The sequence below is a fragment of the Nocardioides pelophilus genome (assembly GCF_014180685.1).
GTDB classification, from domain to species: Bacteria; Actinomycetota; Actinomycetes; order Propionibacteriales; family Nocardioidaceae; genus Nocardioides; species Nocardioides pelophilus.
The window spans coordinates 1,448-17,679 of sequence record NZ_JACEHF010000084.1; the positions used below are offsets into that span (position 1 = coordinate 1,448).

The 16,232-nt window shown below is 71.3% G+C and carries 14 protein-coding genes; 7 read left to right on the plus strand and 7 right to left on the minus strand.

Going from position 1 to position 16,232, the window contains the following annotated elements:
* The 4 genes from H0488_RS13945 to gatC all read right to left on the minus strand — a co-directional run.
* On the minus strand, positions 1-893 hold an 893-nt coding region (locus H0488_RS13945; RefSeq protein WP_183099874.1), incomplete at its 3' end, for a hypothetical protein.
* A 256-nt stretch (positions 894-1,149) separates the two neighbouring features.
* Positions 1,150-2,655, minus strand: a complete 1,506-nt coding sequence (gatB, locus tag H0488_RS13950) for an Asp-tRNA(Asn)/Glu-tRNA(Gln) amidotransferase subunit GatB (RefSeq protein ID WP_183099875.1) — start codon at positions 2,653-2,655, stop codon at positions 1,150-1,152.
* Entirely contained in the window at positions 2,652-4,193 is a 1,542-nt protein-coding gene (gene gatA, locus H0488_RS13955) for an Asp-tRNA(Asn)/Glu-tRNA(Gln) amidotransferase subunit GatA (protein ID WP_183099876.1), read from the minus strand. Before gatA ends, gatB begins: the two co-directional genes overlap by 4 nt.
* Complete coding sequence (gatC, locus tag H0488_RS13960; RefSeq protein ID WP_183099877.1) at positions 4,190-4,492, minus strand: Asp-tRNA(Asn)/Glu-tRNA(Gln) amidotransferase subunit GatC; 303 nt, start codon at positions 4,490-4,492, stop codon at positions 4,190-4,192. The genes gatA and gatC overlap by 4 nt, the downstream gene beginning before the upstream one ends.
* Positions 4,493-4,557: 65 nt before the next feature.
* Here gatC and H0488_RS13965 point away from each other — a divergent pair, with 65 nt between their 5' ends.
* The 3 genes from H0488_RS13965 (at position 4,558) to H0488_RS13975 (ending at position 7,951) form a co-directional block, all read left to right on the plus strand.
* Entirely contained in the window at positions 4,558-6,075 is a 1,518-nt protein-coding gene (locus tag H0488_RS13965; RefSeq protein WP_183099878.1) for an amino acid permease, read from the plus strand.
* A 102-nt stretch (positions 6,076-6,177) separates the two neighbouring features.
* On the plus strand, positions 6,178-6,702 hold the full coding sequence (locus H0488_RS13970; protein ID WP_183099879.1) for a SigE family RNA polymerase sigma factor: 525 nt from the start codon (positions 6,178-6,180) through the stop codon (positions 6,700-6,702).
* Entirely contained in the window at positions 6,695-7,951 is a 1,257-nt protein-coding gene (locus H0488_RS13975) for a hypothetical protein (protein ID WP_183099880.1), read from the plus strand. Before H0488_RS13970 ends, H0488_RS13975 begins: the two co-directional genes overlap by 8 nt.
* A gap of 97 nt (positions 7,952-8,048) precedes the next feature.
* Here H0488_RS13975 and H0488_RS13980 read toward each other — a convergent pair whose 3' ends face one another.
* Positions 8,049-9,140, minus strand: a complete 1,092-nt coding sequence (locus tag H0488_RS13980; protein WP_312856341.1) for an alpha/beta hydrolase family protein — start codon at positions 9,138-9,140, stop codon at positions 8,049-8,051.
* 57 nt (positions 9,141-9,197) lie between these two features.
* Complete coding sequence (gene ligA / locus H0488_RS13985) at positions 9,198-11,294, minus strand: NAD-dependent DNA ligase LigA (RefSeq protein ID WP_183099881.1); 2,097 nt, start codon at positions 11,292-11,294, stop codon at positions 9,198-9,200.
* Positions 11,295-11,395: 101 nt separating this feature from the next.
* Here ligA and H0488_RS13990 point away from each other — a divergent pair, with 101 nt between their 5' ends.
* The 4 genes from H0488_RS13990 (at position 11,396) to H0488_RS14005 (ending at position 15,336) form a co-directional block, all read left to right on the plus strand.
* A complete protein-coding gene (locus H0488_RS13990) occupies positions 11,396-12,016 on the plus strand; it encodes an alpha/beta hydrolase (protein WP_220794581.1) in 621 nt (206 codons plus the stop codon).
* Positions 12,017-12,164: 148 nt separating this feature from the next.
* A complete protein-coding gene (locus H0488_RS13995) occupies positions 12,165-12,770 on the plus strand; it encodes a TetR/AcrR family transcriptional regulator (RefSeq protein ID WP_183099882.1) in 606 nt (201 codons plus the stop codon).
* Between the two features lie 49 nt (positions 12,771-12,819).
* Positions 12,820-14,490: an MFS transporter gene (locus H0488_RS14000; protein ID WP_183099883.1), complete on the plus strand. Its 1,671-nt coding sequence runs from the start codon at positions 12,820-12,822 to the stop codon at positions 14,488-14,490.
* 135 nt (positions 14,491-14,625) lie between these two features.
* The gene (locus H0488_RS14005) at positions 14,626-15,336 is read left to right on the plus strand and encodes a hypothetical protein (RefSeq protein ID WP_183099884.1); all 711 of its coding nucleotides are present in this window, start codon (positions 14,626-14,628) and stop codon (positions 15,334-15,336) included.
* Between the two features lie 7 nt (positions 15,337-15,343).
* Here the strand turns inward: H0488_RS14005 and H0488_RS14010 are convergent.
* Positions 15,344-16,232, minus strand: an 889-nt coding sequence (locus H0488_RS14010; RefSeq protein ID WP_183099885.1) for a uroporphyrinogen decarboxylase/cobalamine-independent methonine synthase family protein, incomplete at its 5' end; no start/stop codon positions are given.

A 16,232-nucleotide genomic window follows, 5' to 3' on the forward strand; every position in this document is an offset into this window, starting at 1 on the left:
CGGATCCAGGCGGCGGCCGCCTCCGCGGCCTCGTGCTCGCCCGCGACGTCGAGCGCCCAGCCAGCCAACCCGGTGCTGTTGGCGTTGGCGCCCTCGGTCGCCGTGCCACCGTCGAAGGACCCGTTGCCGGCCTGCTGGCTCTTGATCCACGCGATCGCCTCGGCGATCGCCGCGTCGAGCTCGGCGGCCTGGCCCGCGTCGGCCGGCACCAGGTCGGAGAGGAGTACGGCGACCACGGCCGACGTGTCGACCGGCGGTGCCGGATCGCTGCACGGCGTGGCGAAGTCGAGGTTGAAGTAGCCCGGACCGCACTGCAGCCCGAGCAGGAAGTCGAGCGCGGCCGGCGCTTCGGCGGAGTCGGTCAGGGTCAGCCCGCGGACCGCCCAGGACTGGCCGAAGACGTTGGCGAAGTCTCCCCAGGCACTGACGTCCTCGATCCGACCGGACGGCGTGGTCACGCCCTCCAGCTGGGCCACCAGGTCGAGACCGCCGAACGTGCGCGGGTTGCTGGTGGTCTGGTCGACGACGAACGACAGCAGCTTGCCGGTCGAGCCGGCGTACACGTCGTCGCCCGGAGCCGTGTAGGACTCGGCGTTGGTGCGGAGGGCGTTGATGATCGCGCCCATCTTGTCGCGGCGCCCGGCGAGGTCGAGGGCGTACGCCGCCTCGACGGTCGCTCCGAAGTCGTCGAAGTCGAACTGGTCATTGTGGATGACCCCGTTGGTCAGCTCGCTCTCGAGCCAGGCCGCGGCGCGGTCGGCCGGAACCGGGTCGGCCTCGTGCGCCTGCGCGGCGGGCGCCGGGCCGCCGAGGGCCAGGCCGGACGCCAGGAGGGTGCCGCCGAGCAGGGCGGCGCCGCCCTTGCGAACGGCGGACCTGATGGAGGTGGTCATGGGTTCCTTCCCGCTGCAACAACGGGTGGAACCGACTGCCTCGGCCCGACCCGCTGCTCTCCGCGACAGCGAACTCGTCAGGACGCGCCATGACAGGTGCTCCGGCTCGCCGCGCCCCCGAGAGAGCGGCCTACGGTTGCGGGTCAGCGCCGGAATCGGACCGGCTTCCCCCGCCACGGGCGTATTGGATTGGTGCTCGCAGCCTAATCCCGGGCGGCGGGATCACCACCATCGGCTCGTACGGCGGACCGGTCGCTCAGGTGAGCTTCTCGAGGATCAGCTCGCGCACCCGTCCGGCGTCGGCCTGGCCGCGCATCTCCTTCATGACCGCGCCGATCAGGGCCCCGGCCGCAGCCACCTTGCCGTCGCGGATCTTGTCGGCCACGTCGGGGTTGGCGGCGATCGCGTTGTCGACCGCGGTCGAGAGGGCGCCCTCGTCGGAGACGATCTCGAGGCCGCGGGCGGCGACGATCTCCTCCGGCGTGCCCTCGCCGGCGAGCAGGCCGTCGAAGACCTGGCGGGCGAGCTTGTCGTTGATCCGGCCGCTGTCGACGAGCGCCTGGACGGCGGCGACCTGCTCCGGTGTCACGCCCAACGCGTCGATCTCGAAACCGGTGTCGTTGGCGCGGCGGGCGAGCTCGGAGAGCCACCACTTGCGGGCTGCCTGCGGGGAGGCGCCGGCCGCGATCGTCTGCTCGACCAGCGCGAGCGCGCCGGCGCCGACGGTGTCGCGCATCTCCAGGTCGGAGAAGCCCCACTCCGCCTGCAGCCGCGCGCGCTTGGCGGTCGGGTTCTCGGGCAGCGTGGCGCGCAGCTCCTCGACCCACTCGCGCGACGGGGCGACGGGCACCAGGTCGGGCTCGGGGAAGTAGCGGTAGTCCTCGGCGTCGGACTTCTCGCGACCCGACGTGGTGACGCCGGTGTCCTCGTGCCAGTGGCGGGTCTCCTGGAGGATCTTGTCGCCGAGCCCGAGGATCGCGGCGTGCCGCGACATCTCGTAGCGCACCGCCCGCTCGACGGAGCGCAGCGAGTTGACGTTCTTGGTCTCGGTGCGGGTGCCGAGGACGCCGGAGCCCTTGGGGGCGAGCGAGAGGTTGACGTCGGCGCGGATCGAGCCCTGCTCCATCCGCGCGTCCGACACTCCCAGCGCGACGATCAGGTCGCGGAGCTGGGCGACGTAGGCGCGGGCGACCTCGGGCGCCTTGGCCCCGGCGCCCGTGATCGGCTTCGTGACGATCTCGATGAGGGGGATGCCGGCCCGGTTGTAGTCGACGAGCGAGTAGTCGGCACCGTGGATCCGGCCGGTCGCGCCACCGACGTGGAGGGACTTGCCCGTGTCCTCCTCCATGTGCGCGCGCTCGATCTCGACGCGGAACGTCTCGCCATCGACCTCGACGTCCATGTAACCCTCGAAGCAGATGGGCTCGTCGTACTGCGACGTCTGGAAGTTCTTTGGCATGTCCGGGTAGAAGTAGTTCTTCCGCGCGAACCGGCACCACTCCGCGATCTCGCAGTTGAGCGCCAGCCCGATCCGGATCGCCGACTCGACGGCCTTGCCGTTGACGACGGGCATCGAGCCGGGCATCCCGAGGCAGGTCGGGCACACCTGGGAGTTCGGCTCGGCACCGAACTCCGTCGGGCAGCCGCAGAACATCTTGGTCAGGGTGTTGAGCTCGACGTGGACCTCGAGGCCCAGCGCCGGGTCGTACGACGCCACGACGTCATCGAACGGGATCAGCTCTGCGGTCTCTTGGCGGGTCATCGGATCTCCTCCACGGCAGGGGCCTGGGCGAGCAGCGGCCCGCCCCACTCGGCGGCCAGCAGTGCCTCCAGTGCGGCGCCGACCCGGTAGCACCGGTCGTCGGCCAGCGCGGGCGCGAGGACCTGGAAGCCGACCGGCAGGCCGTCCTCGTCGGCGAGCCCGGCGGGCACCGAGATGCCGGGGGTCCCGGCCAGGTTGGCGGGGATGGTCGCCAGGTCGTTGAGGTACATCGCCAGCGGGTCGTCGAGCTTCTCGCCGAGCTCGAAGGCCGTGGTCGGCGCGGTCGGCGACACGAGGACGTCGACCTTCTCGAACGCCGCCGCGAAGTCGCGGCTGATCAGCGTGCGCACCTTCTGGGCCTGGCCGTAGTAGGCGTCGTAGTAGCCACTGGACAGGGCGTAGGTGCCGAGGATGATCCGGCGCTTGACCTCGTCACCGAAGCCGGCGTCGCGGGTCGCCTTCATGACGTCCTCGGCGCTCGGCAGGCCCCCGTTCTTGGCAGCATCGGGAACGACGCGCAGGCCGTAGCGCATGGCGTCGAACTTGGCGAGGTTGGACGAGCACTCCGCCGGCAGGATCAGGTAGTACGTCGCGAGCGCGTGCACGAAGGTCGGGCACGACACCTCGACCACCTCGGCGCCCGCCTTGACCAGCAGGTCGACCGACTCCTGGAAGCGGGCCATCACGCCCGGCTGCCAGCCGTCGCCGGAGAGCTCGGTGATCACGCCGATCCGGACCCCGGTCAGGTCACCGGTGGCGCCCTGGCGGGCGGCGTCGACGAGCGACGGGAGCGGCTGGTCGACCGAGGTCGAGTCGAGCGGGTCGTGGCCGCCGATGAGCTCCTGCAACAACGCCGCGTCGAGCACCGTCCGGGTGACCGGCCCCGCCTGGTCGAGACTGTTGGCGAGCGCGACCAGGCCGTAGCGGGAGACGGCGCCGTACGTCGGCTTCATGCCGACCGTCCCCGTCACCGCGCCCGGCTGCCGGATCGAGCCGCCGGTGTCGGTGCCGATCGCCAGCGGCGCTTCGTACGACGCAACGGCCGCCGCCGAGCCGCCGCCGGAGCCACCCGGGATCCGGGTCTGGTCCCACGGGTTGCGGGTCGGCCCGTAGGCGGAGTGCTCGGTCGAGCTGCCCATGGCGAACTCGTCCATGTTGGTCTTGCCGAGGATCGGCAGGCCGGCCGCCTTGATCCGGCGTACGACGGTCGCGTCGTACGGCGGGACCCAGCCCTCGAGGATCTTGGAGCCGCAGGTCGTCGGCAGGCCCTGGGTGGTGAGCACGTCCTTGACCGCGATCGGCACCCCGTCGAGCGGGTGCAGCGGCGCGCCGGCGGCGCGGCGCTCGTCGGACGCGGCCGCCTGGGCGAGCGCGCCCTCGGCGTCGACGTGGAGGAAGGCGTGGATGCCCGCGGTCGCGTCACCGTCGACGGCAGCGATCCGGTCGAGGTGCGCCTGGGTCAGCTCGACCGAGGTCACCTCGCCCGCGGCGAGCGCGTCGGCCAGCTCGGCCGCGGTCTTCTTGATCCAGTCGGTCACTGCTCGTCCCCCAGGATCCGCGGGACGCTGAACCGCTGGCCCTCGCGGGCGGGCGCGCCTGAGAGCGCCTGCTCGGCGGTCAGTCCGGGGACGACGACGTCGTCACGGAACACGTTGGTCACGGGGATCGGGTGCGAGGTCGGGGGGACCTCGTCGAGTCCCTCGACGGAGGCAATGCTGGCGACCGACTCGAGGATCACGGCGAGCTGGGGTGCGAGGTGGTCCAGCTCCGCGTCATCGAGGTCGATCCGGGCGAGATCGGCCAGGTGGGCCACCTCGTCACGGGAGATCTCAGGCATGCGGGTCAGTCTAGGGTTGCCCTCGGATAGTCAGGTGTCCGGCTCGGGACGAAGGAGACGCCCCCATGAACCTGCGTGCAACTCTGCTCCGCACCAAGACCGTCGAGCAGTCGATCGCTGAGACCGACGAGCCGGAGCACCGGCTCAAGAAGGACCTCGGAGTCGTCGACCTGATCGTCTTCGGCGTCGGCGTGATCATCGGCGCCGGCATCTTCGTCATCACCGGCACGGTGGCCAAGTCGAACGCCGGACCGGCCATCACGATCTCCTTCGCGATCGCCGGCCTCGCCTGCGCGCTCGCGGCCCTCTGCTACGCGGAGTTCGCCTCGACGGTGCCGGTCGCCGGAAGCGCCTACACCTTCAGCTACGCGACCTTCGGCGAGCTGATCGCGTGGATCATCGGCTGGGACCTGGCGCTGGAGTTCACGATCGGTGCCGCCGCGCTGTCGACGAGCTTCTCCGGCTACTTCCAGGAGGTCGTCGAGGGCACGCCGTTCGAGGTTCCGGCACAGCTCGGGTCGGCGGCCGGGGGGACCATCGACCTGCCCGCCGTGCTCATCGCGCTGCTGGTGACCGGCGTGCTCATCGCCGGCATCAAGTTCTCGAGCCGCCTCAACCAGGTCATCGTCGCGGTCAAGCTGCTGGTGATCGCCGCGGTCATCCTGTTCGGCGTCTCCCACATCGACTTCGGCAACTACTCGCCGTTCGTCCCCGAGTCGAAGCCGGCACCGGACACCGAAGCCGGGTTCATGGACACCACGCTGATCACCTGGATCTTCGGCCTCGACCCGGCGGTGTACGGCGTCGCGGGCGTGATCTCGGCGGCCTCGATCGTGTTCTTCGCCTTCATCGGGTTCGACATCCTGGCGACCACCGCCGAGGAGACCCGCAACCCCCAGCGCGACATCCCGCGCGGCATCCTCGGCTCGCTCGCGATCGTGACGGTGCTCTACATCGCCGTGAGCCTGGTGATCACCGGCATGCAGAACTACACCGACATCGACGCGTTGGACGCCGCTCCCCTGGCCACCGCCTTCGATGCCGTGGGCATGGACTGGATGGGGCGGCTGATCGCGATCGGCGCCTGCATCGGACTGATCGTCGTGGTGATGATCCTGATGCTCGGCCAGACCCGGGTCGCGTTCGCGATGGCTCGCGACGGCCTGCTGCCCCCCGCCCTGGCCAAGGTGCACCCGACCTTCCGCACCCCGTGGGTGATCACGGCCGGCACCGGCGTCGCGGTGGCGGTGATCGGCGGGCTCGTCGACCTGGAGACGCTGGTCCACCTGGTCAGCATCGGCACCCTGTTCGCCTTCGTGCTGGTCAGCCTCGGCGTCGTGGTGTTGCGGCGCACCCGACCCGACCTCCCGCGAGCCTTCCGGACCCCGGCGGTCTGGGTCGTGGCAGTCGGGTCGGCGCTGCTCTGCCTCTACCTGATGCTCAACCTCACCGGCGGCACCTGGGTGCGCTTCCTGGTGTGGATGGCGATCGGCATCGTCTTCTACGCCGCGTACGGCAGGACCCACAGCCGGCTCGCTCGCCGGGCCCGCGACGCCGAGGTCGAGGCACAAGGGGTGGCGTAGCGACCCGGATCGACGGCGCCACGAAAATCGCGTCCAACCTCTGCCGCCCCCCGCGGCATCTGTCAGGGAGACCGACCAACTGGCGTAGGAGAGGGTGACCGGATGACGCGACCGCCGACGGACGAGGAGTTCGCCGAGCTCGTGCATGCCTGCTGGGCGAGCCTCTACCGCACCGCCTACCTGATGCTCGGCGACCCCGCCGACGCCGAGGACCTCGTGCAGACGGCGCTCGCGAAGACCTACGCCAACTGGCGCCGGGTGCGCAGCGTCGACGCCGCCCCGGGCTACGCGCGGACCACGCTGGTGAACACGGCGGCGTCGTGGTTCCGCAAGAAGGGCTGGCGCAACGAGCGCCCGACCGAGGTGCTGCCCGAGACGGCACAGACGTCCGGGCACGAGACCGAGTTCAGCGAGCGGCGCACCGTGATCGACGCGCTGAGCACGCTGCCCCCGAGGCAGCGGGCGGTCGTCGTACTCCGCTTCTACGAGGACCTGAGCGTGGCCCAGGTCGCCCACGCCCTCGGCATCACCGAGGGCACCGTGAAGTCCCAGACGTCCGAGGCGCTGTCCAAGCTGCGAGCCCTGCTCGGCGACAGCGTCATCACCACAGGAGCGCTCAATGACTGAACGACTCAAGCAGCTGCTCGACGGTGAGGCCCTCGCTCTCCCCGTCCCGCCTCCGGCCGCCGGTGCCGTGCTCCGCCAGGGTCGCGGCCTCCGCCGCCGCCATCGGCTCGTCGTCGGCGCCAGCGGCGTCGCGGCCGCCGTGATCGTCAGCGGCACCGTCGCCGCGCTCGGAGGGGGCGACGACCCCGGCAGGGCAGCCTCCGACGCAGCGGCCGCGCCGGCCAGCAGCGGCGCGGCCTTCTCCTACGGCAACCACGTCTTCTACGACGGCCCGGACCACGAGGCCGTCATCGACGACAAGGCCGTCAAGTCGCTGTACTACACCTCGGCCGGCGTGCTCGTCCGTCACGGCGACAACGCGTGGAGCGACGGCGGCGGTCCCCAGCGCTTCTCGCTGGTGACGCCCGACGGCGACGTGCAGCGGCTCGCCCTCGAGACCGAGGAGACGGTGCACGCCAGCGACGTCGACCAGCCGTACGTCGCCTACGCCGAGGCGGTCGACGGCGACCTCGAGGTCGTCGTCTACGACGTGACGGCCGACACCGAGGAGGCGCGGGTGACGGTCGGTCCGACGACCGAGAACTGGTTCCCCGTCTCCATCGACGGCGACACCGTCTACGTGCAGGACGGCTACGACAACCGGATCGTCGCCGTCGACTGGAGGTCCGGCACCTCCGCCGAGTCGGACGTGCCGAGCGCGTGGGGTGTCACCGAAGGACGCGTCGGGACCGAGGTCGACGGCAACCCGGCCGTCGTCGACGCCGGCAACGGCGAGGTGCTGCTGACGGTCGACGACCCGGGCTACTTCAACCTCTCCCCCGACGGCCGGTACGCCGAGCTGGTCTACGAGGGCGAGGAGTCGGTCGCCGGGAGCCAGGTCGAGTTCGAGGTCTACGACGTCGACACCGGCTCCTCCGTCACGTTCACCGGTCCGGCGTACGACTGGGGCTGGACCGCCGACGGCGACCGGTTCCACGTGGGCAAGAACGAGGTGCGCACCTGCGACTCGGCCACGGGTGAGTGCACCACCGAGCCCTACGCGCAGCCCGCGATCCCGCAGCCCCCTGCCGTCACCGAGACCCAGCGGTTCCCGATCTGCCCGGCCGAGCTCGGCGACGACTGCTTCACCGACAACGAGTTCATGGAGAACTGCTACGACAACCCCGACGAGTGCGAGTGGGACGAGTCCACCTACGTGGAGGAGCAGACGATCGAGCTGAAGCTCGGCGGCCGGACCTACGAGTCCTGACCGACCCGTCACAAACTCAGCTCGCAGACGCGTCGACCCGTCACAAACTCAGCCCACAAACGCGTCGACCCGTCGCCAAGTTCGCGACGGGTCGGCGCTATCGGAGGTGCTGGCGCAGGAACCGGTCGGTGCGCTCCATCGAGGCGAAGAACTGCGGGCCGAAGGCGTGGCCCTCGCCGGGATAGACGGCGAGGGTCGCGTCGACCCCGTCGCGGCGCAGGAGCCGGTGGGTCTCGCGGCTCCAGCGGATCGGGCAGGTGTCGTCGGCGGTGCCGTGGTGGATCAGCACCGGCTCGGTGACCTGGTCGAAGTAGGTGCGTGCGCTGATCCCCCGCCAGAACTCGGGGTTGTCGCGCGGCAGGCCGTGGAGCCGGTCGATCGCCGACACGATGTCCCGCCGCTCCGGGTTGCGCCCGATCCAGCGGTCGTAGTTGTCGACGGCATCGGAGCTGACCGGCGCCCAGACGACGCCGGCATCCACGAGACCGGGCTGCGCGACGAGCACGTTGTAGACGACGCCGCCGCCCATGGACCTGCCGCCGACGGCGATCTGCTCGTCGTCGACCGGACCGTCCCAGGACCGCAGCGCGAGCACCGCGTTGATCACGTCCTCGGTGTAGCCCATCCGCAGGTCCGCCTCGCCCCTCCCCTGCTGGGCCAGCGCGGTGTCGTCGGAGCCCGCGTGGTTGCGGTAGTCCACGTGCAGCGCGATGTAACCGCGGGCAGCGAACCACTCCCGCTCACGGGTCATCCCCTGGCCGTTCACGTAGTACGCCGGGTCGATGTAGCCGTGGGCGAGCACGATCGCCGGGAACGGCCCGTCCCCCTCGGGGATCGCGATCCGTCCCGAGATGGTGAGGCCGTCGCCGCGGTAGGTGACCTCGTACTGGCGCTGGGTCGCGGTCGCGTAGACCTCGTTGCCGAGCCGGAGCCGGCCCCCGTCGTACTCCTGCTGCATGAGGGCGGGAAGCGAGACCGGATTCGGCGGCCCTGACGGTCCCGACGGCTCCGAGGGCTCGGCCGACTCCGTCGGTCCCTCAGGGGCGGGAGCCGTCGATGGCGACCGCTCCTCCTCCGACGCGGACGGCGCGGGCGGCGGGTTGGGGCTGACGTCGCTCGGCTCGGAGCCCGGGTCGGCACAGCCCACGAGCACGCAGATGCACGTCAGCGCGGCCAGGAGACGCTTCACACCGCCAGTCTGCAACCCGGACGAGAATCGGCGCGAGGAGCCGACCGCCCGCATCCGTCAAGAAGCCGGCGGTCCGTCTGCAAGCAGCTGCTTGAAGCCCGCCTCGTCGAGGATCGGTACGCCGAGCTGCTCGGCCTTGTCGGCCTTGGAGCCGGCGTTGTCGCCGATCACGACGTAGTCGGTCTTCTTCGACACCGAGCCGGCCGCCTTGCCGCCGCGGGCGATGATCGCCTCCTTGGCGGAGTCGCGGCTGAAGTCCTGGAGCGAGCCGGTCACCACGACGGTGAGCCCCTCGAGCGTGCGGGCGACGGAGCTGTCGCGCTCGTCGGCCATCGCGACGCCGGCGGCCGCCCACTTCTCGACGATGTCGACGTGCCAGTCGACGGCGAACCACTCGATGACGGCCTCGGCGATGGTCGGGCCCACGCCCTCGGCGGCAGCGAGCTGCTCCTCGCTGGCGGCACGGATCGCCTCCATCGACTCGAACTCGGTCGCCAGCGCCCGTGCCGCGGTCGGGCCGACGTGGCGGATCGACAGCGCGACGAGCACCCGCCACAGCGGCACCTGCTTGCGCGTGCCGAGGTTGTCGAGCAACGCCACGCCGTTGGCGCTGAGCTGCGGGCCCTCCTCGCCCTTCTTGGGCGCGCGGGTGAAGAGCGGCGCGCGCAGCAGCTTGTCGCCGTCGAGGTCGAACACGTCGCCCTCGTTCTCCAGCACACCGGCGTCGATCAAGGCGGCCGCGGCCTCGTAACCGAGTCCCTCGATGTCGAAGGCGTTGCGGCTGGCCACGTGGAAGACCCGCTCCATGGTCTGGGCCTTGCAGGAGCGGGAGTTGGGGCAGCGCAGGTCCTTGTCGCCCTCCTTCTGCTCGGCCAGCGTCGTGCCGCAGGAGGGGCACTCGGTCGGCATCACCCACTCGGGCAGGCCCTCGGGACGCAGCCCGAGCACCGGTCCGAGGATCTCGGGGATCACGTCGCCGGCCTTGCGCAGGATCACGGTGTCGCCGGGGCGGACGTCCTTGCGCTTGACCTCGTAGGCGTTGTGCAGGGTCGCCCGCTCCACGGTCGAGCCGGCGACCTTGGTGGGCTCCATGACGCCGTACGGCGTGACCCGGCCGGTGCGGCCCACGTTGACCCGGATCTCGAGGAGCAAGGTGTTGACCTCCTCGGGCGGGTACTTGAACGCGATCGCCCACCGCGGCGCGCGGCTGGTCGACCCGAGCCGGCGCTGGAGCGACACGTCGTCGACCTTGATCACGACCCCGTCGATCTCGTGCTCGGTGACGTCGTGGCGGTGCTCGCCGTAGTAGGTGATGAACTCCTTCACCTCGTCGAGGGTCGCCAGCACCTTCACCCGCTTGCTGGTCGGCAGGCCCCACGCCTGGAGCGCGGCGTAGGCGTCGGACTGCGCGGTGGGCTCGAACCCCTTGCGGGCACCGATGCCGTGGCAGACCATCCCGAGGTCGCGGCTCGCGGTGACCCGCGGGTCCTTCTGGCGCAGCGAGCCGGCCGCGGAGTTGCGGGGGTTGGCGAACATCGGCTTGCCGGCGTCGACGAGGGACTCGTTGAGCTTGTCGAACGCGGCGATCGACAAGAACACCTCGCCACGCACCTCGAGCAGGTCGGGCACCGGGTAGTCGTCGCTGGCCGCGAGCCGGTCGGGGATGTCGGCGATGGTCCGGACGTTGGGGGTGACGTCCTCCCCCTGGCGCCCGTCGCCGCGGGTGAGCGCCCTCACCAGGCGGCCCTTCTCGTAGAGCAGGTTGATCGCGAGCCCGTCGACCTTGAGCTCGCACAGCAGCGCGGCGTCGCCGGCACCGTCGCGCGCGATCCGCGCGTGCCAGGCCTCGAGCTCCTCGAAGGAGAAGGCGTTGTCGAGGCTCTCCATCCGCTGCAGGTGGTCGACCGTGGTGAACTCGGTGGAGAACGTGCCGCCGACCTTCTGGGTCGGGCTGTCGGGGGTCTGCAGCTCGGGGAACTGCTCCTCGAGCTCGTTGATCCGGCGCCACTTCACGTCGTACTCCGCGTCGGACAACGTCGGTTGGTCGAGCACGAAGTAGCGCCAGCGCGCGTCCTCGATGTCCTGCGCCAGCTGCTGGTGCTCCTCGCGGGCGTCGGCGGACGGGGTGGGCACGGCGGGCACCGAGTCGCTCATGGACACATCTTGCCGCGTCGCACCGACATCGCGACCCCCGGGCGAGCGTGGCCATCCGATCGGCTGCCGACGACGAACGACCCTGCGAGGGTAGGTGAATCGTGGGCACACCCAGCATCACCCGCGCGGACGCCAAGGGTCCCGTCCGCGCGGTCATCCTCACGCTCCACGGCGGCACCCAGCGCTCGGAGGCGCCGGTCCACGGCGGCAACCTGAGCTGGCGTCGTGCGCGGCGGCTCCAGGGCGCGCTCGCGGGGCGCGTGGCCGAGCACGGCGTGGCGGTCTGGCTGCTGCGCTACGGCCAGCGCGGCTGGAACGACGGCTCCGCGCCGGCGCCCGTGCCCGATGCCCGGTGGGCCCTGGACCAGATCCGAGCGACGGTCGACGTCCCCGTCGTCATCGTCGGCCACTCGATGGGCGCCCGGACCGGTGCCCGGGTCGCCGACGACGCCGCGGTGCGGGGAGTCGTCGCGCTGGCGCCGTGGTTCCCGCCGGGCGAGCCGGTGGCCGCGCTGCGCGGCAAGGAGCTGGCGGTGGCGCACGGTCGCCGCGACCGGATCACGTCGTACGCCGCCTCGCTCGAGTTCGTGGCGCGCTCCCGCGACGTCGCACGGTCGGCGACCTTCACCGACATGGGGCCGGCCGGCCACTACCTGCTGCGGGGCGCCGCCGTGTGGAACGACGTCGCGGCCACGAGCGCCCTCGCGATGCTGCGGCACTGACCCGAGCCCGCCCCTCGGTGGCGGGATGTCACAGCTGCCGCTCGCTCGGTGTCGTACTGGTGACGCGAAAAACAGGCTTGCGCGAAACGAAACCGTTCCGTACTATCTGTTCAAACGAAACCGTACCGTTCCATCTGAGAGGTGCCCGATGTCCCCCACGCAAGCCGCCCAGGCCGCCGACCCACAGTCGCGTCCGCGGGTCGAGGGTGAGCGGGAGCAGGAGATCCTCGACAGCACCATCGACGTCCTCGCCGAGGTCGGCTACGACCGGCTGACGATGGACGCCGTCGCCACCCGGGCCAAGGCGTCGAAGGCGACGCTCTACCGGCGGTGGAACGGCAAGGCGCAGCTCGTCATCGACGCGCTGATCTCGCAGAAGGAGCCGATGACGGCCCCCGACACCGGCTCGCTCCGCGGTGACCTGGTCGGAGCCTTCTGCGGCATGGGCGGCCTGACCGACGCCCGGCAGATCGCGATCCTCGGCAGCGTCATCACGGCGATGGCACGCGACGCCGAGTTCGCCGAGGCCTTCCGCCGTGACTTCATCGGACCGAAGAAGGCGATGTCGACCGCGATGTTCCAGCGGGCGCAGGCGCGTGGCGAGATCCGCGACGACCTCGACCTCGACCTGATCGCGGCCGCACTCCCCGGCATCGTCCTGCACCGCACGTTCCTCCTGGGCGAACCGCCCACCAACGAGGTGATCGCCGCTGTGGTCGATCAGATCATCCTCCCGGCCGTGACCCGCGGCTGACCCGCACCACCGTCACAACAACTCCGACACCCTTCAAGGAATCCCCACCATGACCCACACCGAATCCGTCGGCGCCGAGGGGACGATCTCCCCGGACGCGCCGCTGGAGCAGGAGAAGAAGGCCAAGGTCCCGCACGCGGGTCTCGCCCTCGTGCTCATCCTCACTGCACAGCTGATGGTCGTGCTCGACTCGACCATCGCCAACATCGCACTCCCCTACATCGGTGCCGACCTCGGCATCTCCCAGGCCAACCTCACCTGGATCGTCACCGGCTACGCGCTCGCGTTCGGCGGCCTGCTGCTCCTCGGTGGACGCCTCGGCGACCTCTACGGGCGGCGCCGGCTGTTCATCACCGGCCTCTCGGTGTTCGCGATCGGCTCCCTGCTGGGCGGCCTCGCCCAGAACGAGGTCCTGCTGCTCGGCTCCCGTGGTCTCCAGGGCGTCGGCGCCGCACTCGCCGCTCCCGCGGCCCTGGCGCTGATCACCACGACCTTCCCCGCCGGTCCGCAGCGCAACCGGGCGATGGCGGCGTACGCCACGATGTCCGGCATCGGCGCGGCCATCGGCCTGATCCTCGGTGGCTGGCTCACCGGCCTCGACCAGCCGCTGGGCGTCGACGGCTGGCGACTCACCTTCCTGATCAACGTCCCGATCGGCGTGGTCGCGGCGCTCGCCGCTCCGCGGGTGCTCAAGGAGTCCGAGAAGCATACCGGCTGGCTCGACATCCCGGGCGCCATCACCGGCACCCTCGGCCTGCTCGGCATCGTGTTCGGCCTGTCGCGCGCCGGTGAGGAGGCCTACGGCTGGGACCACTCCCAGACGATCGGCTCGCTCGCCGTCGGCATCGCCCTGCTGGTCGCCTTCGTCGTCGTCGAGTCGCGGGTCGACCACCCGCTGCTGCCGATGCGGATCTTCGCCAACCGCACCCGGGCCACGAGCTTCGTGGCGATGATGATCGCCCCGGCCGCGATGTTCTCGATGTTCTTCTACCTGAGCCTGTTCATCCAGCAGATCATGGGCTTCAGCCCGCTCGAGGCCGGCTTCGCGTTCCTGCCGTTCTCGTTCGGCATCGTGATCGGCGCCGCGCTCTCCTCCAACCTGGTCGCCCGGATCGACACCCGCTGGCTCGCGGGCACCGGCACCCTGCTGGCGGCCGTCGCGCTGTTCATGTACTCGCGGATCGAGGTCGACGACAGCCCGTCGGCGATCCTCGGTGCCCTCGGCGCCCAGGAGTCGCTGGGCACCGGCGTCAGCTACTGGACCGAGCTGTTCCCGTTCATCCTGCTGATGGCGATCGGCATGGGCATGGTGTTCGTGCCGCTGACCCTGACGGCCGTGCACCACGTGCAGGCCGAGGACTCGGGCATCGGCTCCGGCGTGCTCAACACCATGCAGCAGGTCGGCGGCGCCCTCGGGCTCGCGATGCTGAGCACGGTGGCGCTGCACTTCACCAACAACCGGGCGGACGAGATCTCGGGGCCGCTGAAGGAAGGGTTCGCCCAGGCAGGGATCGACCCGACCACGCCGATCCAGGGCAGCGACATGACGCTGTTCGAGCTCGGCATCTTCCAGGGCAGCTTCACCTCCGGTGCCACGGCTGCCTTCCTGGTCGGTTCCGTGATGATGCTCGCTGCTTCGGCAGTGATCTGGACCTTCCTCAACGTCAAGCACACCGAGCTGGCGACGGACGGTCCCGAAGGTGGCGTGCACGTGGGCTGACCGCCTCCGCAACGACACCGACGGCCCGCGCCCCCACGAGGGGTGCGGGCCGTCGTACGTCTGCTGGTGGGATGCCGCCCGGCAACGGGGGTACCGCCTCTGGGTCCAACAGGACTGCCGAAGGAGGCAACGACCATGGTTCACCTCACCCACCGGGACCGCACGCACGCCGACAAGCACACTGACGGGCACACCGACAGGCACACCGACAGGCACACCGACGAGCACACCGACGAGCACACCGACAGGCACGCCGGGGGGCACACTGGTGCCCACAGCGGCGAGCACGTCGACGAGCGCACGGGCGCCGCGGCCCAGCACCAAGCGCACGCCAGGTTCGGAGGCGTCAACCTCGGCGCCGCCTTCGCGGGCTGGCTGGTCGCCATCGCGCTGACGGTCCTGCTGACCAGCATCCTGGGCGCCGTGGCGTCCGCGATCGGCGCTGCCACCGACCTGAGCCAGGACCAGGCCCAGCGCGAGGCCGGGGCCATCGGGCTCGCCGCCGCGATCGCCGTCGTCGCGGTGATGATGACCGCCTACTACTTCGGTGGGTACGTCGCCGGGCGGATGTCGCGCTTCGACGGCGCCCGTCAGGGCGTGACGGTGTGGCTGATCGGGCTGCTGGTCACGATCGCGGCCGTCATCTGCGGGGTCGTCTTCGGCGACCAGTACAACGTCCTCGACCGGGTGGACCTGCCGCGCGTCCCGATCCCGACCGAGACCGCGACCTGGGGCGGCATCATCACCGGGGTCGCCCTGCTGCTCGGCACCCTGCTGGCGGCAGCCGCCGGCGGCAAGATCGGTCGGCACTACCACGACCGCGTGGACCGCGTCGCCTACCGCTGAGGACGCGTCAGGAGAGGGAACCGGCCGCCGAGCGAAGCAGCCGGAGCGCCTGGAGCGCCCATCCGGACGACGCGCCCGCGAGCCCGCAGGCCGGTGACAGCACGAGCTGGTCCGTGACCTGACCGGGGTCGAGGCCGACGACGTCGAGCCAACGATGGACGGCGCCGACGACGTCCTTCTCCGTCGGGGCCGCACCAGGGTCGACGCTCGGCACCAGGCCGAGGACCACGCTCTCCCCTGCCTCGAGGGCCTCGGCGAGGACGTCGTGACCGGCCGCTCCAACCTGGGACAGGTCGACGGCCAGACCGGCCGCTCCGGCGCCGCGCAGCAGGGCGAGCGGAGCGTCCGGCGCGCAGCAGTGGACCCAGGGCTCGGCCCCGGCGTCACGAGCCGCGTCGAGCACCCAGCCGAGCGACTCGCTCGCCTCGGGCGGGTGGACGGTGCGGTGCCGGCCGAAGCCCGAGGCGGTCGGCACGGCGCCCGCGAGCACGCCGGGGAGGGCCGGCTCGTCGACCTGCACCACGATGCGTGCGGCACCGGGCACGCGTCGTCGTACGTCGGCGACGTGGTCGGACACCGCCAGGGCGAGCGCCTGCGCCAGCTCGCGCCGGGCACCGTGGTCGGCCAGGATCTTGTCGCCGCGCGGCCGCTCGACGGTCGCGGCCAACGTCCACGGCCCGGCGACCTGGACCTTGATCGGCCCGGGCGCGCCGGCGGCCTGGTCCTCGAAGCTGTCGAGGTCCTGGCCGAGCAGGCTGCGGGCGCGGCGCTGGTCGACGGCCGGGGCACCTGACGTCCCCGTCAGCCGCCAGCCGGCGGGCTGGAGGTCGGCGTCGAGCTCGGTGACCATGCCGAGGGTGCGGCCGACCATCCCGGCCGTGACGCCACGGCCGGGC